At 73.0% G+C, this 18,606-nt stretch carries 20 protein-coding genes; 7 read left to right on the top strand and 13 right to left on the bottom strand.

The window, feature by feature from the left end; translation table 11 throughout:
• Positions 1-917 (top strand): heavy metal translocating P-type ATPase (locus ABT025_RS16205; RefSeq protein WP_350994370.1); only part of this gene is annotated, 917 nt, incomplete at its 5' end.
• A gap of 288 nt (positions 918-1,205) precedes the next feature.
• On the opposite strand, the gene ABT025_RS16210 is transcribed toward ABT025_RS16205, so the two are convergent.
• The 5 genes from ABT025_RS16210 to ABT025_RS16230 form a co-directional block, all read right to left on the bottom strand.
• Positions 1,206-1,859, bottom strand: a complete 654-nt coding sequence (locus tag ABT025_RS16210) for a GNAT family N-acetyltransferase (RefSeq protein ID WP_350994371.1) — start codon at positions 1,857-1,859, stop codon at positions 1,206-1,208.
• A gap of 232 nt (positions 1,860-2,091) precedes the next feature.
• The gene (locus tag ABT025_RS16215; protein WP_350994373.1) at positions 2,092-2,958 is read right to left on the bottom strand and encodes a 5-oxoprolinase subunit C family protein; all 867 of its coding nucleotides are present in this window, start codon (positions 2,956-2,958) and stop codon (positions 2,092-2,094) included.
• Positions 2,955-3,611 (bottom strand): 5-oxoprolinase subunit B family protein, encoded by a 657-nt coding sequence (locus ABT025_RS16220; RefSeq protein ID WP_350994375.1) that lies wholly within the window; start codon positions 3,609-3,611, stop codon positions 2,955-2,957. Before ABT025_RS16220 ends, ABT025_RS16215 begins: the two co-directional genes overlap by 4 nt.
• Positions 3,608-4,357 (bottom strand): LamB/YcsF family protein, encoded by a 750-nt coding sequence (locus tag ABT025_RS16225; protein ID WP_350994537.1) that lies wholly within the window; start codon positions 4,355-4,357, stop codon positions 3,608-3,610. The genes ABT025_RS16220 and ABT025_RS16225 overlap by 4 nt, the downstream gene beginning before the upstream one ends.
• Before the next feature lie 213 nt (positions 4,358-4,570).
• Positions 4,571-5,227 (bottom strand): maleylpyruvate isomerase family mycothiol-dependent enzyme, encoded by a 657-nt coding sequence (locus ABT025_RS16230; RefSeq protein WP_350994377.1) that lies wholly within the window; start codon positions 5,225-5,227, stop codon positions 4,571-4,573.
• A gap of 92 nt (positions 5,228-5,319) precedes the next feature.
• Here ABT025_RS16230 and ABT025_RS16235 point away from each other — a divergent pair, with 92 nt between their 5' ends.
• Positions 5,320-5,991 (top strand): HD domain-containing protein, encoded by a 672-nt coding sequence (locus ABT025_RS16235; protein ID WP_350994379.1) that lies wholly within the window; start codon positions 5,320-5,322, stop codon positions 5,989-5,991.
• Between the two features lie 154 nt (positions 5,992-6,145).
• Positions 6,146-7,390, top strand: coding sequence for a Cmx/CmrA family chloramphenicol efflux MFS transporter (locus tag ABT025_RS16240; RefSeq protein WP_350994539.1), 1,245 nt, complete (start codon positions 6,146-6,148; stop codon positions 7,388-7,390).
• Between the two features lie 15 nt (positions 7,391-7,405).
• Here the strand turns inward: ABT025_RS16240 and ABT025_RS16245 are convergent, their stop codons facing one another.
• Both ABT025_RS16245 and ABT025_RS16250 read right to left on the bottom strand, forming a co-directional pair.
• Positions 7,406-7,678 (bottom strand): DUF4031 domain-containing protein, encoded by a 273-nt coding sequence (locus tag ABT025_RS16245; protein WP_350994381.1) that lies wholly within the window; start codon positions 7,676-7,678, stop codon positions 7,406-7,408.
• Positions 7,675-8,043: a DUF8819 family protein gene (locus ABT025_RS16250; RefSeq protein ID WP_350994383.1), complete on the bottom strand. Its 369-nt coding sequence runs from the start codon at positions 8,041-8,043 to the stop codon at positions 7,675-7,677. The genes ABT025_RS16245 and ABT025_RS16250 overlap by 4 nt, the downstream gene beginning before the upstream one ends.
• A 169-nt stretch (positions 8,044-8,212) precedes the next feature.
• On the opposite strand from ABT025_RS16250, the gene ABT025_RS16255 reads away from it, so the two are divergent.
• The 3 genes from ABT025_RS16255 (at position 8,213) to ABT025_RS16265 (ending at position 11,779) form a co-directional block, all read left to right on the top strand.
• Positions 8,213-9,136: a MurR/RpiR family transcriptional regulator gene (locus ABT025_RS16255; RefSeq protein ID WP_350994385.1), complete on the top strand. Its 924-nt coding sequence runs from the start codon at positions 8,213-8,215 to the stop codon at positions 9,134-9,136.
• A gap of 85 nt (positions 9,137-9,221) precedes the next feature.
• On the top strand, positions 9,222-10,187 hold the full coding sequence (gene murQ, locus ABT025_RS16260; RefSeq protein WP_350994387.1) for an N-acetylmuramic acid 6-phosphate etherase: 966 nt from the start codon (positions 9,222-9,224) through the stop codon (positions 10,185-10,187).
• Positions 10,188-10,234: 47 nt separating this feature from the next.
• A complete protein-coding gene (locus tag ABT025_RS16265) occupies positions 10,235-11,779 on the top strand; it encodes a PTS transporter subunit EIIC (RefSeq protein WP_350994389.1) in 1,545 nt (514 codons plus the stop codon).
• A gap of 89 nt (positions 11,780-11,868) precedes the next feature.
• On the opposite strand, the gene ABT025_RS16270 is transcribed toward ABT025_RS16265, so the two are convergent.
• The 3 genes from ABT025_RS16270 to ABT025_RS16280 are packed head-to-tail and all read right to left on the bottom strand — an operon-like array spanning position 11,869 to position 13,994.
• Positions 11,869-12,834, bottom strand: coding sequence for a DMT family transporter (locus ABT025_RS16270; RefSeq protein ID WP_350994391.1), 966 nt, complete (start codon positions 12,832-12,834; stop codon positions 11,869-11,871).
• A 44-nt stretch (positions 12,835-12,878) separates the two neighbouring features.
• On the bottom strand, positions 12,879-13,694 hold the full coding sequence (locus ABT025_RS16275) for an inositol monophosphatase family protein (RefSeq protein ID WP_350994393.1): 816 nt from the start codon (positions 13,692-13,694) through the stop codon (positions 12,879-12,881).
• Positions 13,695-13,748: 54 nt separating this feature from the next.
• Positions 13,749-13,994 (bottom strand): hypothetical protein, encoded by a 246-nt coding sequence (locus ABT025_RS16280; protein ID WP_350994394.1) that lies wholly within the window; start codon positions 13,992-13,994, stop codon positions 13,749-13,751.
• Positions 13,995-14,294: 300 nt separating this feature from the next.
• Between ABT025_RS16280 and ABT025_RS16285 the strand changes: the two genes are divergently transcribed.
• On the top strand, positions 14,295-14,651 hold the full coding sequence (locus ABT025_RS16285) for a hypothetical protein (protein WP_350994396.1): 357 nt from the start codon (positions 14,295-14,297) through the stop codon (positions 14,649-14,651).
• Between the two features lie 347 nt (positions 14,652-14,998).
• On the opposite strand, the gene ABT025_RS16290 is transcribed toward ABT025_RS16285, so the two are convergent.
• The 3 genes from ABT025_RS16290 to ABT025_RS16300 form a co-directional block, all read right to left on the bottom strand.
• Positions 14,999-17,392: an ATP-binding cassette domain-containing protein gene (locus ABT025_RS16290; RefSeq protein WP_350994398.1), complete on the bottom strand. Its 2,394-nt coding sequence runs from the start codon at positions 17,390-17,392 to the stop codon at positions 14,999-15,001.
• A gap of 115 nt (positions 17,393-17,507) precedes the next feature.
• The gene (locus ABT025_RS16295) at positions 17,508-17,918 is read right to left on the bottom strand and encodes a VOC family protein (protein WP_350994399.1); all 411 of its coding nucleotides are present in this window, start codon (positions 17,916-17,918) and stop codon (positions 17,508-17,510) included.
• 10 nt (positions 17,919-17,928) lie between these two features.
• Positions 17,929-18,390 carry a helix-turn-helix transcriptional regulator gene (locus ABT025_RS16300; RefSeq protein ID WP_350994401.1) on the bottom strand — a complete coding sequence of 154 codons (462 nt, stop codon included), beginning with the start codon at positions 18,388-18,390 and terminating at the stop codon, positions 17,929-17,931.
• Between the last annotated feature and the right edge of the window lie 216 nt (positions 18,391-18,606).

The raw sequence follows: 18,606 nt of genomic DNA on the forward strand, positions 1-18,606 counted from the left end.
CCGTCACCACCGGCAGGATGACCCTCCAGACCGTCCACACCGCCGACGGCGTCACCGAGACCGACGTCCTGCGACTCGCCGGCGCCCTGGAACACTCCTCCGAACACCCCATCGCCCAGGCCGTCGCCACCGGAGCCGCCGAACACACCGGAGCGCCCCTCCCCACCCCCGAGGACTTCGCCAACATCCCCGGCCTCGGCGTCCAGGGCATCGTCGAAGGCCACGCCGTCCTCGTCGGCCGTGAGCAGTTGCTCGGCGAGTGGGAGATCCGTCTGCCCGTGGAGCTGGCCCGCCGCAAGGCCGAGGCGGAGGCCGCCGGCCGCACCGCGATCACCGTCGCCTGGGACGGCGAGGCGCGCGCGGTCCTGGAGGTCGCCGACGCGGTCAAGGACACCAGCGCGGAGGCGATCAGGCGGCTGCGCGCGCTCGGCCTGAAGCCGATCCTGCTGACCGGCGACAACCGGGCCGTGGCGGAGGCGGTCGCGGCGGAGGTCGGCATCGACGAGGTGTACGCGGAGGTCATGCCGCAGGACAAGGTCGACGTCGTCAAGCGCCTTCAGGGCGAGGGCCGTTCGGTCGCGATGGTCGGAGACGGCGTGAACGACGCGGCCGCCCTCGCCCAGGCCGACCTGGGCCTCGCGATGGGCACGGGCACGGACGCGGCGATCGAGGCCGGCGACCTGACCCTGGTGCGCGGGGACCTGCGGGCCGCCGCGGACGCGATCCGGCTGTCGCGCAGGACGCTCGGCACCATCCGTACGAACCTGTTCTGGGCCTTCGCCTACAACGTGGCGGCGCTGCCCCTGGCTGCGATGGGCCTGCTGAACCCGATGATCGCGGGGGCGGCGATGGCGTTCTCGTCGGTGTTCGTGGTCGGCAACTCGCTGCGGCTGCGGGGGTTCCGGGCGCAGGCGTAGGGCGCCTGACCGCGAGCCAGGCCGGGCCAGGCCCTGCGCCTCCGCCCTGCCCGGTGATCCAGGGCAGGGCGCCGGGCCCTGAACGGCGGATCAGGCCAGGAGCCCCCACCCGGCCGGCGGATCGGGCCGCAAGTCCCGGCCCTGCCCGGTGGGTCAGGCCAAAGGCCCCGGCCCTGCCCGGTGGGTCAGGCCAAAGGCCCCGGCCCTGCCCGGTGGGTCAGGCCAAAAGGCGCGGCCCGGCCCGGTGGATCAGGTCGGGGCCCCCGCTCTCCCCGCGGGCGGCCGGACTCAGCTTCCGACAGGAAGCCGGGCCTCCGGCCGCCCGCTGCCGCGTGCGATGCGCTCTTCGAGCCGCGCCCTGCGGGCCGGCCACTCGTCCGCCGTGATCGAGAAGATCGCGGAGTCCCGCAGGAGCCCGTCCTCACCGGGGGCCCACGACCGGGACCAGTTCCGCAGCACGCCCTCGAAGCTCGCGCCCACCGCTTCGATCGCGGCGCGGGAGCGGCTGTTGCGGGCATCCGTCTTCAGGTCGACGCGCGCCACCCCCCACACCTCGAACGCGTGCCGGAACAGCAGGTACTTGGACTCCGCGTTGATCCCCGAGCCCTGGGCGGAGGCGGCGAGCCAGGTGAAGCCGACCTCGATCGCACTCAGCGTGTTCTCGTCCAGCCAGTGCCGGGGCTCCCAGTAGGCCGTGGCCCCGACCACGCGGCCGGACGCCCGGTCCACCTGGACGTACGGGCACAGCATCCCGCCGGCGGCACGGGCGAGCTGGGCGTCGATGTATCCGTCGACCTCACCGGGGCCTGGCACCCACGTGAACCGGTACGAGCTCCGGTCCTCCTCGGCCGCCCTGAGCAACCCCCCGGCATGACGGTGCTCCAGCGGCTCCAGGCGCACGCGCCCGCCCTCCAGAACCGGCCCTTCCAACGCGAAAGCCATCGCTCACCCATCCAGTCGCTCGGACGCCTCGTACGCGGGCGCGGACCCGCGTGCCGAGCGTTCCAGAGACACCAGACCGTGTCGTGCGAATATCACCGCGCCCGGAGTCACTTCACGGAGCCCACTTCCGCAAGCTCACCTCCCGGGCGTCACTTCCCGGAGCTCACTTCCGCAAGCTCACCTCCCGGGCGTCACTTCCCGGAGCTCACTTCCCGGGGTCGCCTCCCGGAGTTCACCTCCCGGCGTGCACGAACCGCACCACTGTCCCCGCGGCCGCCTGGGCCGCCCCCGCCAGCGCCGGTTCGGGGACCACGCCCACCACCGGGTAACCGCCCGTCGTCGGATGGTCGTTGAGGAACACCACCGGGCAGCCGTCCGGGGGCACCTGGACCGCGCCGAGCACCATTCCCTCGCTGGGAAGTTCACCCGTACGGGAACGCTCCAGCGCCGGGCCCTCGGTGCGCAGGCCGATGCGGTTGCTCTGCGCGGAGACGCGGTACGCCGCGGTGGTGAGCGTACGCAGAGCGGCGGGCGTGAACCACGTGTGGCGGGGGCCGAGGTGCACCGGGAGCACGAGCACGGCGGGTGCGCCCGGCCACGGCACCGCGTCGACGGGCGGTGCACCGGACGGCGGGGGCGGCCCCAGCGGCAGCACGTCCCCGTCGCGCAGGGGCGCCGGGCCCAGCCCGGAGAGCAGGTCGGCGGATCTGCTGCCGAGCACCGGCTCCGGCGCCACGCCACCCGCGAACGCCAGGTAGCTGCGCAGCCCGTGCACGGCGGTCCCCACGTCCAGCACCGCCCCCGCCGGCACGTGCACCGGGGCACCCCACGCCACCGGCCGCCCGTCCACCGTCACCCGGCACGGCGCACCGCCGACGACCACACGCACCGCACGGTCCGGGCGTACGGCGCAACCGGTGGCGGTCGTCTCCAGCACCGCCGCGGTCACGGGGTTGCCGGCCAGCCGGTTGGCGAGCGCGGCGGCGGGCGCGTCGAGGGCGCCCGCCCGTCCGACCCCCAGGTGCGCGAGTCCGGCACGGCCCTCGTCCTGCACCGTGGTCAGGGCCCCGGCGCGCACGACCTCGACGGCCCCCGTCACTGCGCCGCCTCCACAAACCGCACCCGCGTACCCGGCTCCAGCAGCGCGGCCGGTTCGCGGTGCGGGTCCCACAGCGGGCCGGGGTCCGGCATCCGGCCGATGAGCTGCCAGCCGCCGGGGGACGGACGCGGGTACACCCCGGTGTAGGGGCCGGCCAGCGCGACCGCGCCCGCCGGGACCCGGGTGCGCGGCGTCGCCCTGCGCGGCAGGTGAAGGTGGTCCGGGAGTCCGGTCAGATAGCCGAAGCCCGGGGCGAACCCGCAGAAGGCGACCCGGAATTCGGTTCCGACGTGCAGGCGGGGCACCTCGCCGACGGCCACTCCCCATGCCTCGGCCACATCGGCCAGATCCGGTCCGTCGTAGACGACGGGGATCTCCACCGCGGCGGCCGTGTCGCGGAGCGGCGGCGGTATGTGCCAGGTCCGCAGCTCGCGGGCGAGCGCGGCCGCACCCCGCGCGATGCCGTCGAGCAGCACCGTCCGCTCGCCGGGCACGATGTCGCGCACGTCCGGAAGTCCGCCCGCCACGCGGCGCCGCAGGACCTCCGCGTGGAACGCCTCCGTGTCCTCCCGGCCGTCCAGCTCGACCAGCAGCGCCCGTGGCCCGGCGGGCAGCACGACGAGCGGCGGGCCGGTGCGGCGCGCGGCACTCATGCGAACGCCCGCACCGCGACGCCCGCCTCTTCCAGCGCGGCCCGGACCCGCCGGGCGAGCGCGGCGGCACCCGGGGTGTCGCCGTGGACGCACAGGGAGCGGGCGGCGACGGGTATCCGGCCGCCGTCGGCCCCGGTCACGCACCGGTCCACCGCGAAGCCCACGCTGCGGCGTACGACCTCGTCCGCTTCGTGCACCACCGCGCCCGGCTCCCCGCGCGGCACGAGGGTGCCCTGCGGGGTGTAGGCGCGGTCGGCGAAGGCCTCCTCGACGGCGGTCAGACCGGCCTGGCCTGCCCGTACGAGGAGCCGGGAGCCGGGCAGCCCGAGAACGGCAAGGCCTCCGCCCGCCAGCCGGACGCCCTCGATCACGGCGGCGGCCTGCTCGTCGTCCCGGACGGTGCGGTTGTAGAGGGCGCCGTGCGGTTTGACGTACGAGACACGGGATCCGGCAGCCTCCGCGAACACCCGCAACGCACCGATCTGGTAAGCGACTTCGGCGGCCAGCTCGGCGGCCGGCACATCCATGGCGCGACGTCCGAAGCCCGCCAGGTCGCGGTACGAGACCTGGGCGCCGATCCGTACGCCCAGGGCGGCCGCCGAGTCGCAGACCCGACGCATCACCGAGGCGTCCCCCGCGTGGAAGCCGCACGCCACATTGGCACTGGTCACACAGGCGAGGAGCGCCTCGTCGTCGGTGAGCGTCCAGCGCCCGAAGCCCTCGCCCAGGTCCGCGTTGAGGTCCATCACCACGACCGGCCCGCCCAGCGGGTCCGGCCCGTCCGTCCTGCCGGGCAGGTTCGTCATATTCGTCACGGGCGCACCGTAGCGCCCGTCCCGACCGAAGGGCCCCGGCGTCCCGGCGTCCCTGCGCCGTCCCTCTGCGTCCCGGCGTCCGGACCGCCTCCCAGCCACGGCCTCCCCGTCACGGCTCTCAGTCACCGCTCTCGGTCGCGGCTCTCAGTCGAAGAGGGAGAGCTCGTGCTCCCGGACACCCTCCAGCTCGTACCGTGTCCCCACGAGCGGCCGGCCCGAGCACAGCCGGATCAGGGTCGCCCCGTCGCCCCGGTACCGTCCGGGGGACCGGCCCTCCTGCTCGGCGCCGATGACCACCTTCTGTCCGCTGTCCGTGAGCTCCGCGACAAGCTGCGGCACCTTACGGCGCAGGGCGCGCGGGACGAGCAGGCCCAGGGCGTGCGGCAGCCCGGGGCCCTCGTACGCGTCGGGAATCCCCCATGCCGCGCGCACGTCCCCCGCATGCACCCACTCCCCCAGCGCCACCGCGTCCAGCACCCCGCCCGCCGCGGCGATGACCGGACCGGCGCCGGTCATCCCCCGCTCCAGCTCGTCCACCACCTGGGTGTGTGTCCAGTCCGCGCGCTCGGCGATGTCCCGTTCGTTGCTCTCGGGGCCGAACACATCCGGCCCGAACCGGCTCTCCACCACCCGGCTCAGCACGGACCCGCAGTGCGCGAGCACGTCCCGCACCGTCCAGCCGGGGCACGCGGTACGCAGTTCGAAGTCGCCGTCCGCGGCGGACCGCAGCAGCGGGAGCAGGGCGTCCCGCTCGGTGCGCAGGAGGAGACCGGGCAGCTCGGGATCACGTTCGTCAGCCATGTACCCAGCCAACCATCTTGACTGCCAACGGACTTGGCCTTTGCCGAACCGGGCCGGGGCCCGTCGGCGGCCGAACGCTCTAATCTCGCTCCATGGACGACATGGCGCAGGCCCCCCGCAGCGGTGAGGACGAGGCACTCCGCGGTCGCTGGCGCGACTGCCTCGTCGCGGTCCGGGGCGGCGGCGACGGCCCCGACCCGCTGCCGTACGCGGACAACCTCCTGGCGCGCTGGGCCGAGCCCCGGCGTCGCTACCACACCACCGCCCATCTGACGGCGGTCCTCGACCGCATCGACACGCTCGCCGGCCATGCCGCGGACGCGGACGCGGTCCGGCTGGCCGCCTGGTTCCACGACGCGGTCTACCGGCCCGACCGCTCCGAGAACGAGGAGCGCAGCGCCGTCCTCGCCGAGCGCGCCCTGCCCGAGGCGGGAGTGCCGGCGGCGACCACCGCCGAGGTCGCCCGCCTGGTCCGGCTCACGGTCTCGCACGACCCGGCCGACGGCGACAGCAACGGCGAGGTCCTGTGCGACGCGGATCTCGCGATCCTCGCGGCACCGCCCAAGGAGTACGCGGAGTACGCGGCCCGGGTGCGCGAGGAGTACGACTTCGTCCCCGCCGAAGCGTTCCGGGAGGGCCGGGCGGCGGTGCTGCGGCAGCTTCTGGAGCTGCCGCGGCTGTTCCGTACCCCGTACGGGGCGGCGGAGTGGGAAGCGCGGGCCCGGCACAACCTGAGCACGGAGCTGGAGCTGCTCGCCCTCTGAGCGGCCGGGGTGGGCGCCGCTGCCGGGGCGGGAGCCTTGGCCGAGGCGGGAGCCTTGGCCGGGACCGAACCGGACCGGGCGGGTCCGGGGAATGTCACGGACGTCTTCGCTGTTGGCACCTGTCATGCCCGACTCTGCCACTCGCCGCTCCCGTATGCCCCTGGCCGTATACATCCTCGGCCTCTCGGTCTTCGCCCTCGGCACGAGCGAGTTCATGCTCTCCGGGCTGCTGCCACCCATCGCCGATGACATGAACGTGTCGATCCCACGTGCCGGGCTCCTCATATCCGCGTTCGCGATCGGCATGGTGGTCGGTGCCCCGCTGCTCGCCGTGGCCACGCTGCGGCTGCCGCGCCGCACCACGCTCATCGCGCTGATCTCCGTCTTCGGCCTCGGCCAGGTCGCGGGTGCGCTCGCGCCGACATACGAGGTGCTCTTCGCGTCCCGGGTGGTCAGCGCGTTCGCGTGCGCCGGGTTCTGGGCGGTCGGAGCTGCCGTCGCCATCGCGATGGTGCCGGTGAACTCCCGGGCCCGCGCGATGGCCGTGATGATCGGCGGGCTGTCCATCGCGAACGTGCTGGGGGTGCCGCTGGGCGCCTTCCTCGGCGAGAACCTGGGCTGGCGTTCGGCGTTCTGGGCGGTCGGGGCGGCCTCCGCCGTGGCACTGGTCGGGGTGTCGACGATGATCCCCCGCATCCCGCTCCCGGACGAGAAGCCGCAGCTCAAGCGGGAGCTGGGGATCTACCGCGACCGGCAGGTGTGGCTCTCCATCGTGCTGACCGCGCTGGCGGCGGGCGGGGTGTTCTGCGCGTTCAGCTATCTGGCGCCGCTGCTGACGGACGTCGCCGGTCTGGACTCGGGCTGGGTGCCGACCGTGCTCGCCCTGTTCGGGATCGGCGCGCTGGTCGGTACGACGATCGGCGGCCGGGTCGCGGACGCGCACCTCTTCGGGGTGCTGCTGAGCGGTATCGCCGCGTCGACGGTGTTCCTGGCGGCACTGGCGCTGTTCGCGTCGAACCAGGCCGCCGTGATCGTGCTCTCGTTCCTGCTGGGCCTGTCCGCGTTCTATACGGCTCCGGCGCTGAACGCCCGCATGTTCAACGTCGCGGGTGCCGCCCCGACGCTGGCTGGCGCGACGACCACCGCCGCGTTCAACCTGGGCAACACCGGCGGCCCCTGGCTGGGCGGCACGGTGATCGACATGGACTTCGGTTTCGAGGCCACCGCGTGGGCGGGGGCGGCGATGACCGTGCTGGCGCTGGTGACGGTGATCCTCTCGTTGCGGCTGCAGCGCAGCCGTAACGCCTCGTCCCTGCTGGTGGCGGGCGCCCCGGCCGCGGTGTCGCGGGAGAGCGCGCAGGAAGCTGCGCCGGCGTGCGCGCCCTCGTCGGCCGGCTGAGGGGCCGCCGGGCGCTCAGCCCGGCGCGGGCCGGCCCTTGGGGCGGCGCAGGCCCGCGTCGGTGATCCTGCGGACCAGTTCCTTGGAGCCGATCTGCCGGGCCCCGGCCCGTACCGCGTCCTCGTAACGCGCTTCGGGCACGTCGTAGTGGTCGCGCTCGAAAGCGCGGGCCGGGCAGCCGATGGACGCCGCGAAGGCGTGCAGTTCGTCGAAGGACACGTCGCTGACCAGGTGCGACCAGAACCGCCCGTGCCCCGGCCAGTCCGGCGGGTCGATGTAGACGGTCACGGCCGCACTGTCCCGCCCAGCGCACCGACCGGTGCCACGGCGACCGTCGCCTTCGTGCAGACCCAGTGCGGGTCCGGGCCGAGCTCCGGCTCGACGTCGAGCGCATGCGGATCGCCCGCGTCGCAGACCGGGCAGAGCGGCCAGCGGCCGTACTGCTCCAGCAGCGCGTCCTGTACGTCCTGGGCGACGAGACCGACGACGAAGTCCACTCCGTCCGGCCACTGCTCCACCCACCACCGCCGGTGCGTCACCGCGTCCTCGACCAGCGAGACGATCTGCGCCTCGGCGACGTCTCCGGCGGCGAGATCGGCCATGACCAGTGCGCGGGCAGTGTGCAGCGCCTGCTCCAGGGGGTTCAGCTCCATGCAGCCATTGTCCACCTGCGCACCGCACGTCCGTCGCGCGCCGTCGCGCCCTCGTGCTGCGGTCGTCCAGCTGTCGTCCTGCGGTCGTCCCGCGTCACCCTGCCGTCCTGCCAGAGGTCGGGACCAAAGGGGGGTTGACGGACACGAGGGTTGAAAATATCTTTCAAAGGTGACCAATGACCTGAAGGAAAGTTTCAGCGCTGATTCGCCGCCCGCCCCGGCAGCCCTCGCTGCCAAGGTGCGGACACTCGCTCCGTCCATGACCCGCTCCATGCAGCGGGTCGCCGAGGCCGTCGCCGGCGACCCGGCCGGCTGCGCTGCCCTCACGGTCACCGGTCTCGCCGAGCTCACCGGCACCAGCGAGGCGACCGTGGTCCGCACCGCCCGCCTCCTCGGCTACCCCGGGTACCGCGACCTGCGCCTCGCGCTGGCCGGTCTCGCCGCCCACCAGCAGTCCGGCCGGGCGCCCGCCGTCACCGCGGACATAGCGGTGGACGACCCGATCGCCGACGTGGTCGCGAAGCTGGCCTACGACGAGCAGCAGACCCTCGCCGACACCGCTGCCGGGCTCGACACCGTGCAGCTCGGTGCCGCCGTGGCCGCTGCCGCCACCGCCCGCCGGATCGACATCTACGGCGTGGGCGCCTCCTCGCTCGTCGGCCAGGACCTGGCCCAGAAGCTGGCCCGTATCGGCCTGATCGCGCACTCCCACATGGACCCGCACCTCGCGGTGACCAACGCCGTGCAGCTGCGCTCCGGTGACGTGGCCATCGCGATCACCCACTCCGGTTCGACGGGAGACGTCATCGAGCCGCTGCGCGTCGCCTTCGACCGCGGCGCGACGACGATCGCGATCACGGGCCGCCCCGACGGCCCGGTCACGCAGTACGCCGACCACGTGCTGACCACGTCCACGGCCCGCGAGAGCGAGCTGCGCCCGGCCGCCATGTCGAGCCGTACGAGCCAGCTCCTGGTCGTCGACTGCCTGTTCATAGGAGTCGCGCAGCGTACGTACGAGACGGCGGCCCCGGCCCTTGCCGCCTCCTACGAGGCGCTGGCCCACCGCCACAACCCCCGCACCCGCACCCGCTGACCAGCGGCACGCACCCGCACCCGCACCCGCACCCGCACCCGCACCCGCAGAACCGTACGAGTTCAAGAAAGCAGAGCCGCTCTCCATGACCTCCCTCACCGACGCCGACGCCACCACTCCCGACGGATACGGCGAACTGCGCGCCCAGCTCGCCACCCTCACCACCGAGGCCTTCCGCCCCGAGCTCGCCGAGATCGATCAGCTGGCCACCTCCGAGATCGCCCGGATCATGAACGGCGAGGACCGGACCGTCCCGGCCGCCGTCGCCGAGCGGCTGCCCGAGATCTCCGCCGCGATCGACGCCACCGCGGCCCGTATGGCCCGCGGCGGCCGGCTGATCTACGCGGGCGCGGGCACCGCGGGCCGGCTCGGCGTGCTGGACGCCAGCGAGTGCCCGCCCACCTTCAACACCGACCCGGCCGACGTGATCGGTCTGATCGCGGGCGGCCCGTCCGCGATGGTCACCGCCGTCGAGGGCGCGGAGGACAGCAAGGAGCTGGCCGCCACCGACCTCGACGCACTGGGCCTCACCGCCGAGGACACCGTGGTCGGCATCTCCGCCTCCGGCCGCACGCCGTACGCGATCGGGGCCGTCGAGCACGCCCGTGCCAAGGGCGCCCTGACCCTGGGCCTGTCCTGCAACGCGGACTCCGCGCTGGGCGCCGCCGCCGAGCACCCCCTGGAGGTCGTCGTCGGCCCCGAGCTGCTCACCGGCTCCACCCGGCTCAAGGCGGGCACGGCCCAGAAGCTCGTCCTCAACATGCTCTCGACGATCACGATGATCCGGCTCGGCAAGACGTACGGAAACCTCATGGTCGACGTCCGCGCCTCCAACGAGAAGCTCCGCGCCCGTTCCCGGCGGATCGTCTCGCTGGCCACCGGCGCCTCGGACGCCGAGATCGAGGCCGCGCTGGCCGCGACCGACGGCGAGGTGAAGAACGCCATCCTCACCATCCTCGGCCAGGTCGACGGTCCCACCGCCGCCACGCTGCTGTCGGCGTCGGACGGTCATCTCCGCGCCGCGCTCGCCGCCGCCCCCCGCACCACCTGACCCCTCGCTCCACCTCCGCTCCCCCGCACAGCAAGGCACCACGCACCATGGCTACAGAAGACAAGAACCGCGCCACTGCCGCCGCGATCCTTCCGCTCGTCGGTGGCGCCGCGAACGTCAGCTCCATCGCCCACTGCATGACCCGGCTCCGGCTGGGTCTGCATGACCGTTCGCTCGTCCAGGACGAGGCACTGAAGGCCGTGCCCGCCGTCATGGGCGTGGTCGACGACGACACGTACCAGATCGTTCTCGGTCCCGGCACGGTCGCCCGCGTCACCCCCGAGTTCGAGAAGCTCGTCGAGGAGGAGAAGGCCGCGGCCCCGGCGTCCGCCCCGGCCCCGGCACCCGATCCTGCCGCCACCCCGCTCACCGCGGAGGAACTGGCCGCGCAGGGCGCCGAGATGAAGGCGGCCCGGAAGGCGAAGAACGCCACGCCGTTCAAGCTGTTCCTGCGCCGGATCGCCAACATCTTCGTGCCGCTGATCCCGGCCCTGATCGGCTGCGGCATCATCGCGGGCCTCAACGGCCTGCTGGTCAACCTCGGCTGGCTGACGTCCGTCACCCCGGCCCTGGCTGCGATGGCGTCGGGCTTCATGGCACTGATCGCGGTCTTCGTCGGCTTCAACACGGCGAAGGAGTTCGGCGGCACGCCGATCCTCGGCGGTGCGGTCGCGGCCATCATCGTCTTCCCGGGCGTCGCGAACATCGAGGCGTTCGGCCAGAAGCTCTCCCCCGGCCAGGGCGGTGTCCTCGGCGCCCTGGGCGCGGCGGTGCTCGCCGTGTACGTGGAGAAGTGGTGCCGTCGCTGGGTCCCGGAGGCGCTGGACGTCCTGGTCACCCCGACGCTGACGGTCCTGATCTCCGGAATGGTGACGATCTTCGGCCTGATGTACGTGGCCGGTGAGGTCTCCACCGCGATCGGCACGTTCGCCGACTGGCTGCTGTCCAACGGCGGCGCGGGCGCGGGTCTCGTCCTCGGCGGCTTCTTCCTCCCGCTGGTCATGCTGGGCCTGCACCAGGCGCTGATCCCGATCCACACCACGCTGATCGAGCAGCAGGGCTACACGGTCCTGCTTCCGATCCTCGCCATGGCCGGTGCCGGCCAGGTCGGTGCGGCCATCGCGGTCTTCTTCCGCCTCCCGCGCAACGAGTCGATCCGCCGGACGATCAAGTCCGCCCTGCCCGCGGGCTTCCTGGGCGTCGGCGAGCCGCTGATCTACGGCGTCTCGCTGCCGCTGGGCCGCCCGTTCATCACGGCGTGTGTGGGCGGTGCGTTCGGCGGCGCGTTCGTCGGCTTCTTCAACCAGCTCGGCGACGCGGTGGGCTCCACCGCGATCGGCCCGTCCGGCTGGGCCCTGTTCCCGCTGCTTGACGGCAACCACGGCCTGGGCTCGACGATCGCGATCTACGCGGGCGGCCTGCTCGTCGGCTACCTGGCGGGCTTCGTCGCGACGTACTTCTTCGGCTTCAGCAAGGACCTGCTGGCGGAGTTCAACGTCTCCCAGGAACCGGCCGCCTCCACGATCGCGGCCACCGGCCCGGCCACGGCCGGCGGTCCCGGTACCCCCGCGAAGGAACCTGCGGGGGTCTGACGGACGGACCACGACAGCGAAACGGCGGCGCCCTCCAGGGGTGCCGCCGTTTCGCTGTCCGTACCGGACCGTCCGCCTCGAAGCGGCGGTCATCGCGGGTCCCTCCTCCTGAAGCCTGTCCGGTGGGGCGCAGACCGGCGGTCGTGCGGCAGCGCGCCGCTTCCCTCGGCGTCCCACGACCGTGCGAGCGGCGCACCGGACACACGCTCCCTTCGCATGGCGACGAGAGCGATGCCTCCGCAGCACACCGTCAGGAGCAGGAGTTCGGCGGCCGAGGGAGCCGGGGCGGTGCCCAGGGCCCAGTCGCCGAGGCGGACCGTGAAGGGGACGGCCAGTTGCACGGCGGCGGTGAAGACCGGGCCGCGGAGCAGGATCAGCCGGTGCTGCACGAGGTAGGCGGGGGCGTAGACCGCCGCTCCCAGCAGCACGATGCCGCCCGTCGCTGCCGGAGTCGGGGGATGCGCGATCAGCGCGGGCAGGGACATCGGGAGCAGCAGACAGGTGGCTGCCGCGAGGAGCACCGGCAGCACGGCGAGTGGCGGCAGTCCCGGCAGCCGCGCCCGGTAAAGGAACCCGTACACCGCGAAGGCGATCGTCGCGGCTGCCACCAGCAGGAGCCCCACCCCGTCCAGGTCCCCCGCGTCCGCCCCCAGTGCCGCGTACCCGGCGGCCGCCGCGCAGGCCAGGAGCGCGCCCGCGGCCCGGCGCGGCCCCGACCGCTCGCCGAAGAACAGGGCCCCGACCGCGACCGAGGCGCACGGCATCAGGGCGACCACGAGGTTGGTGAGCGAGGTGCCGATGCGCGGGATGGCCAGGAGCGTGCCGGCCGCGTACCCGGCGAAGCCGAGCAGTCCCAGCAGCCACACGGTTCCCGGCCGCGCCGCGGCCCGGCGCAGATCGGCCCGGCCGCTCACGGACGAGGCGGCGACGGCGGTCAGGACCAGACAGCACACGGCGGTCCGGCCCACCGCCACGATCAGCGGCTCGGTGCCGGTGACGAGTGCCCCGGAGAGCAGCCAGGTGCCGGCGAGGAGCAGCACGAGGACGACCGGCATCAGGGACGCCTTCCTCGCGGATGAGCCGAGCGGGGTGGCGGCCGTCACCGGGCGGCCGGTGCCTGGCTTCTCACCATGTCCAGGAGCGCCTCGTGCGTCTGCCGGTCGGCTGCCGCGATCAGGCCGCCCGCTCCGGTGTACGGCGGCCGGCCGTGGAGGTCGGTCACCACGCAGCCGGCGGCTTCGCACAGCGCGATCCCGGCGGCGAAGTGCACGCTGTCGCGCAGGTCCCCGTCGGTGACGTACGCGGCCCTGCGACCGGCGGCGACCCAGGCCACGGCCAGCGTGGTGGAGACGACGCGCGGCCTGAACCGCTCGGCGAACCCCGGGGCGGCCAGGAGGTGCACCGCCCTGAAGTCCGGTGCGTTGGGGAACGGTGGGTCGAGGTTGACGTCGACCAGCCGGGAGCCGGGCGAGGGCGACAACTCCTCGTCCGAGCCGTCCTTGTGGACGCGGGCGTGCGTACCGTCGGTCCAGAACACCTCGCCGCCGAACGGGTCGGCGGATGCGGCCGCCGTGACGCCGGACCCCACCCGCAGGGCGACGTTCACCGCGACCAGCATGTTCTGCACGGCGTAGTTCAGCGTGCCGCACAGCGGATCGACCAGCCACCTGCGCTCCGCGCCCACCGCACCGCTGTGTCCGCTCTCCTCGCCGGTCACGGCGTCTTCGGGGCGGGCGGTCCGCAGCACGTCGAGGACGGCCTTCTCCGCCGCGAGGTCCGCGGCCGTCGCGAAGTCACCGCCGGACTTCTCCACGCGGGACAGCGAGGTCCCGTACATGTCGCGGACCACCTCCGCGCCCGCCCGTGCTGCCCTGACGGCCAGTTCCGCATCGGTTGCCGTGCTCATGCTCACCATGCCCGCAGGCTATCGGCGGCTCTCTCCGGCACGGCCCCGGGCCGCCCCGCGTCCTCATCGCGGCAGTTGCCCCTGCCGGTTGATCTCCGTGACCCGCGCCCGCAGAGCGAGCCCGGGCGGGGCCGGGCGCACGTAGTCGGGCGGACACTCCCACTCCGCACCGCCTCCGGGCGGCCGTAGCTGCACGTACGGGCCGGCCCACCCCATCACCCGGCCCACCCGGCCGTCTCGGACGTCGAGGGCGAACGCCCCGCGCTCCGGCACGGAGGCCTCCGGCCCGCAGCCGCCTTCACCCGCCATGTCCGGCCGCCTTCCCGCACCGCGCGCTGCCCTGCTCCTTCATCTTCATGATCCATTCATTCCACGCTGCGTAACCGAAATGCGTACCGAGCGTGTCTATTCTTCCGGCGGCCAGGAAGAGGCCCGGGTCCGGCAACCGCACGTGCCGCCCCGGAGGTTGAGCCGCACCGGCTCCGCTGTTTCAAAGTACGAGACAATTCGTCCCACTCCTCAAGACCATTGCTACGGTCCCTCACACGCCCGGCCCGACCGGACCCGGCCCGACGGCCCGACCCGGCCACCGAAAGGAAGGTGCGGCACATGCCGAAGACCGTGATCCATGTGTTCCACGACGACGACGCCTCCATCACCACAGGAACCCGCGTGGCTCAACGCATCCAGGAGGTCGCCGCCGCGCACGACACCACCGTCGAGGTCCTGTGCTTCGGCCCGGCCCAGCGCCTCCTCGGCGACGCGGCCCCTTCCGGGGCGAGCGCGGTCTTCAACCGGCAGGTCGACGAGCTGATGGCCGACGGCGTCGCGGTGGGCGCCTGCGTCAACGCGGCCCGGGCCGACGGGAACGAGACCGAGCTCGCCGGGCGCGGGCTGCGCCTGCGGGTGGCGCGGGACGAGTTCCTGCGGTTCACCCTGGAAGGCGCCACGGTCATTTCCTTCTGACGGGCACCGGACTACGGGCGCCGGACGACAGACACCGGACAACCGAATCCGGGCAGCAGGCACCGGACAACCGACTCCGGGCAGCAGACTCCGGAGGACAGGCGCGGACGAGTCCGGGTCCGTCGGCCCGCGCCCCGGCCCGCGCCCCGCACCCGGCCCTGCACAGAACGCGAGCGCGGGGCCCGGAGCCTCAACGCTCCGGACCCCGCCCGTTCGTACTGCCGCCGCCTGGCCGACCCCGGTGGGCGTCCACTCGGGTGCACCGCTGCCCGACGAAGCCTCCCGGACACCGTCCGGGGTGAGCGAGCCCGTGTACGGGCCGGCCGCGGGCTGCCCGGTGTGCTCCGTCAGCCGCCGACGTATGCGGCGAGATGCTCGCCCGTGAGGGTGGAGCGGGCGTCGACGAGGTCCGCGGGCGTGCCCTCGAAGACGACCTTGCCGCCGTCGTGACCGGCACCCGGGCCGAGGTCGATGATCCAGTCGGCGTGCGCCATCACGGCCTGGTGGTGCTCGACGACGATGACGGACTTGCCCGAGTCGACGAGCCGGTCGAGCAGACCGAGCAGCTGCTCGACGTCGGCGAGGTGTAGTCCGGTGGTCGGCTCGTCGAGGACGTAGACACCGCCCTTGTCGCCCATGTGGGTGGCCAGCTTGAGGCGTTGGCGCTCGCCGCCCGACAGCGTGGTGAGCGGCTGACCGAGGCTGAGGTAGCCGAGGCCGACGTCGGCGAGCCGGTCCAGGATGCGGTGCGCGGCCGGCAGGTGCGCCTCGCCCGCGCCGAAGAACTCCTCGGCCTCGGCCACCGACATCGCGAGTACCTCGCTGATGTCACGGCCGCCGAGCTTGTACTCCAGCACCGCGGGCTGGAACCGCTTGCCCTCGCAGTCCTCGCAGGGCGTGGCGACCCCGGCCATCATCGCCAGGTCCATGTAGATGACGCCTGCTCCGTTGCATGTGGGGCAGGCACCCTCGGAGTTGGCGCTGAACAGCGCCGGCTTCACGTCGTTCTCCTTGGCGAACGCCTTGCGGATCGGTTCGAGCAGTCCGGTGTACGTCGCCGGGTTGCTGCGCCGCGAACCGCGGATCGGGCTCTGGTCGATCGACACCACGCCCTCCCCCGCCGGAATCGAGCCGTGCACGAGCGAGCTCTTGCCGGAACCGGCGACCCCGGTGACGACGACGAGGACCCCGAGCGGGACGTCGACGTCGACCTTCCGCAGGTTGTTCGCCGTCGCGCCGCGGATCTCCAGCGCACCGGTGGCCTTGCGGACCGTGTCCTTGACGGTGGCCCGGTCGTCGAAGTGGCGGCCGGTGATCGTGTCGCTTGCCCGCAGCCCCTCGACGGTGCCCTCGAAGCTGATGGTGCCGCCGCCCGAACCGGCGCCCGGGCCCAGGTCGACGACGTGGTCGGCGATCACGATCGTCTCCGGCTTGTGCTCGACGACGAGCACCGTGTTGCCCTTGTCGCGCAGCCGCAGCAGCAGCTTGTTCATCCGCTGGATGTCGTGCGGGTGCAGACCGATCGTGGGCTCGTCGAAGACATAGGTGACATCGGTGAGCGAGGAGCCGAGGTGACGGATCATCTTGACGCGCTGCGCCTCACCGCCCGACAGCGTGCCCGCGGGCCGGTCGAGCGAGAGGTAGCCGAGACCGATCTCCACGAACGAGTCGAGGGTCTGCTGCAGCGCGTCGAGCAGCGGCGCCACCGACGGCTCCTCGATGCCGCGCACCCATTCGGCGAGGTCCCTGATCTCCATCACGCACGCGTCGGCGATGCTGATCCGCTTGATCTTCGAGGAGCGGGCGCCCTCGCTCAGCCGCGTACCGTCGCACTCGGGGCAGACGGTGAACGTGACCGCGCGCTCCACGAACGCCCGGATGTGCGGCTGCATCGCCTCCTTGTCCTTGGACAGGAAAGACTTCTGGATCTTGGGGATCAGCCCCTCGTAGGTGAGGTTGACGCCGTTGACCTTGACCTTGACCGGCTCCCCGTAGAGGAAGTCCTGCAGTTCCTTCTTGGTGTACTTGCGGATCGGCTTGTCCGGGTCGACGAATCCGGACTGGGCGTAGACCTGCACGGTCCACTGGCTGTCCGACTTCCAGCCGGGGATGGTGAACGCGCCCTCGGAGAGCGACTTGGTGTCGTCGTAGAGCTGGGTGAGGTCGATGTCGGAGACCGAGCCCCGGCCCTCGCAGCGCGTGCACATGCCGCCGGTGCGGTGGAAGGTCGCCTTCTGCGCCTTGGTCCTGTTGCCCCGCTCGACGGTGATCGCGCCGCTCGCCCGGACCGATGCGGTGTTGAAGGAGTACGCGCTGGGCGGGCCGATGTGCGGCTTGCCGAGCCGGCTGAACAGGATGCGGAGCATCGCGTGGGCGTCGGTGGCGGTGCCCACCGTGGAGCGGGGGTCGGCGCCCATCCGCTGCTGGTCGACGCTGATCGCGGTGGTCAGCCCTTCGAGTACGTCGACCTCCGGCCGCGCCAGCGTGGGCATGAAGCCCTGCACGAAGGCGCTGTACGTCTCGTTGATCAGCCGCTGCGACTCCGCGGCGATCGTGCCGAACACGAGTGAGCTCTTGCCCGAGCCGGAGACACCGGTGAACACGGTCAGCCGGCGCTTCGGGATCTCGACGCTGACGTCCTTGAGGTTGTTCACGCGCGCGCCGTGCACACGGATCAGATCGTGGCTGTCGCCCACGTGCGGCGCGGACGCCTGCGTGTCCGCCCTCTTGGCCCTGGTCATCGTGTCTCCATCTGTTGGCGGGGCCGCCCCGGCGGCCCCGTCGGCGTCGCCCGGCCCGGTCCGGCCGGCTTCGTGCGGGTCACGGCTGTGAGGTGGTCGGGGGGAGGAGGGCGGCTCAGCGCCGTTCCTGGATGCGGATCAGGTTGCCTGCGGGGTCGCGGACGGCGAAGTCGCGTACGCCGTAGGGCTGCTCGGTCGGCTCCTGGACGATCTCGGAGGTACCGGCCTGCACCTTCTCGAAGGTGGCGTCGAGGTCGGCCGTGTCCAGGAGGACGCGGGCGAAGGTGCCCTTGGCCATCATCGCGACGACGGTGGCGCGCTCCTCGTCGGTGACGGACGGATCGGCGTACGGCGGCTCCAGGACGACGGACGTACCGGGCTGACCGGCGGGGCCGACCGTGATCCAGCGCATCGCGCCCCGGCCGACGTCGCCCCGGACCTCGAAGCCGAGCACATCGCGGTAGAAGGCCAGCGAGGCGTCCGGATCGTCGTGCGGAAGGAAGGTGGAGTGAATGTTGATGTCCATGTCCGTCACGCTAATCCGGCTTCCTGACCGGCGCTTCTCGATTCCTGACCGGTCGCGTCACCTGCTTCTCCAGGCACGAAGGGACCCCCGCCCCGGCCTGCTGCGCCTGCGCGGCCTGCTGCGCCTCGCGCCGGTAGACGCTGGGCGGCACCCCGACGAGTTCGGTGAAGCGGCTGCTGAACGTCCCCAGCGAAGAGCAGCCCACCTCGAAGCAGATCTCGGTGACGCCGAGATCGCCGCGCCGCAGCAGGGCCATGGCCCGCTCGATGCGCCGCGTCATGAGGTAGCCGTACGGGGGCTCGCCGTAGGCGCGCCGGAACTCCCGGCTGAGGTGCCCGGCCGACATGTGCACGCCGCGGGCGAGGGCCTCGACGTCCAGCGGCTGCGCGTACTCCCGGTCGATGCGGTCGCGGACGCGGCGGAGCCGCGCGAGATCACTCAGGTGCTGTGCAGGGTCGGTTCTGCTGGTCACCTGTGAAAGCGTGCCACGCCGGGGCGCGGAATGCCCTGCGTTGTCGCAAGGCCGCCGTGATGACGGTGGCGCAGCCGATGGCCGCGGTACTCCGCCGGACGGCGCCGGGCGGGGCATGCGTCCGGCAGACATCCGGCAGGCATCCGGGACGGCCCGTACCGGCCGCGGCACGCCGCAGGCCCCCGGGTCGTGGACTCGGAGGCCTGCGGCAATCAG

The organism is Streptomyces sp. NPDC002809 (genome assembly GCF_040295435.1).
In the GTDB taxonomy this organism is placed as follows: Bacteria; Actinomycetota; Actinomycetes; order Streptomycetales; family Streptomycetaceae; genus Streptomyces.

Coding starts and splice junctions, on each gene's coding strand:
- ABT025_RS16210 (WP_350994371.1), bottom strand. CDS start 1,859: ATGGCTTTCGCGTTGGAAGGGCCGGTTCTGGAGGGCGGGCGCGTGCGC.
- ABT025_RS16220 (WP_350994375.1), bottom strand. CDS start 3,611: ATGAGTGCCGCGCGCCGCACCGGCCCGCCGCTCGTCGTGCTGCCCGCC.
- ABT025_RS16225 (WP_350994537.1), bottom strand. CDS start 4,357: ATGGACCTCAACGCGGACCTGGGCGAGGGCTTCGGGCGCTGGACGCTC.
- ABT025_RS16230 (WP_350994377.1), bottom strand. CDS start 5,227: ATGGCTGACGAACGTGATCCCGAGCTGCCCGGTCTCCTCCTGCGCACC.
- ABT025_RS16235 (WP_350994379.1), top strand. CDS start 5,320: ATGGACGACATGGCGCAGGCCCCCCGCAGCGGTGAGGACGAGGCACTC.
- ABT025_RS16240 (WP_350994539.1), top strand. CDS start 6,146: ATGCCCCTGGCCGTATACATCCTCGGCCTCTCGGTCTTCGCCCTCGGC.
- ABT025_RS16250 (WP_350994383.1), bottom strand. CDS start 8,043: ATGGAGCTGAACCCCCTGGAGCAGGCGCTGCACACTGCCCGCGCACTG.
- murQ (WP_350994387.1), top strand. CDS start 9,222: ATGACCTCCCTCACCGACGCCGACGCCACCACTCCCGACGGATACGGC.
- ABT025_RS16265 (WP_350994389.1), top strand. CDS start 10,235: ATGGCTACAGAAGACAAGAACCGCGCCACTGCCGCCGCGATCCTTCCG.
- ABT025_RS16270 (WP_350994391.1), bottom strand. CDS start 12,834: ATGCCGGTCGTCCTCGTGCTGCTCCTCGCCGGCACCTGGCTGCTCTCC.
- ABT025_RS16275 (WP_350994393.1), bottom strand. CDS start 13,694: ATGGTGAGCATGAGCACGGCAACCGATGCGGAACTGGCCGTCAGGGCA.
- ABT025_RS16280 (WP_350994394.1), bottom strand. CDS start 13,994: ATGGCGGGTGAAGGCGGCTGCGGGCCGGAGGCCTCCGTGCCGGAGCGC.
- ABT025_RS16285 (WP_350994396.1), top strand. CDS start 14,295: ATGCCGAAGACCGTGATCCATGTGTTCCACGACGACGACGCCTCCATC.
- ABT025_RS16290 (WP_350994398.1), bottom strand. CDS start 17,392: ATGACCAGGGCCAAGAGGGCGGACACGCAGGCGTCCGCGCCGCACGTG.
- ABT025_RS16295 (WP_350994399.1), bottom strand. CDS start 17,918: ATGGACATCAACATTCACTCCACCTTCCTTCCGCACGACGATCCGGAC.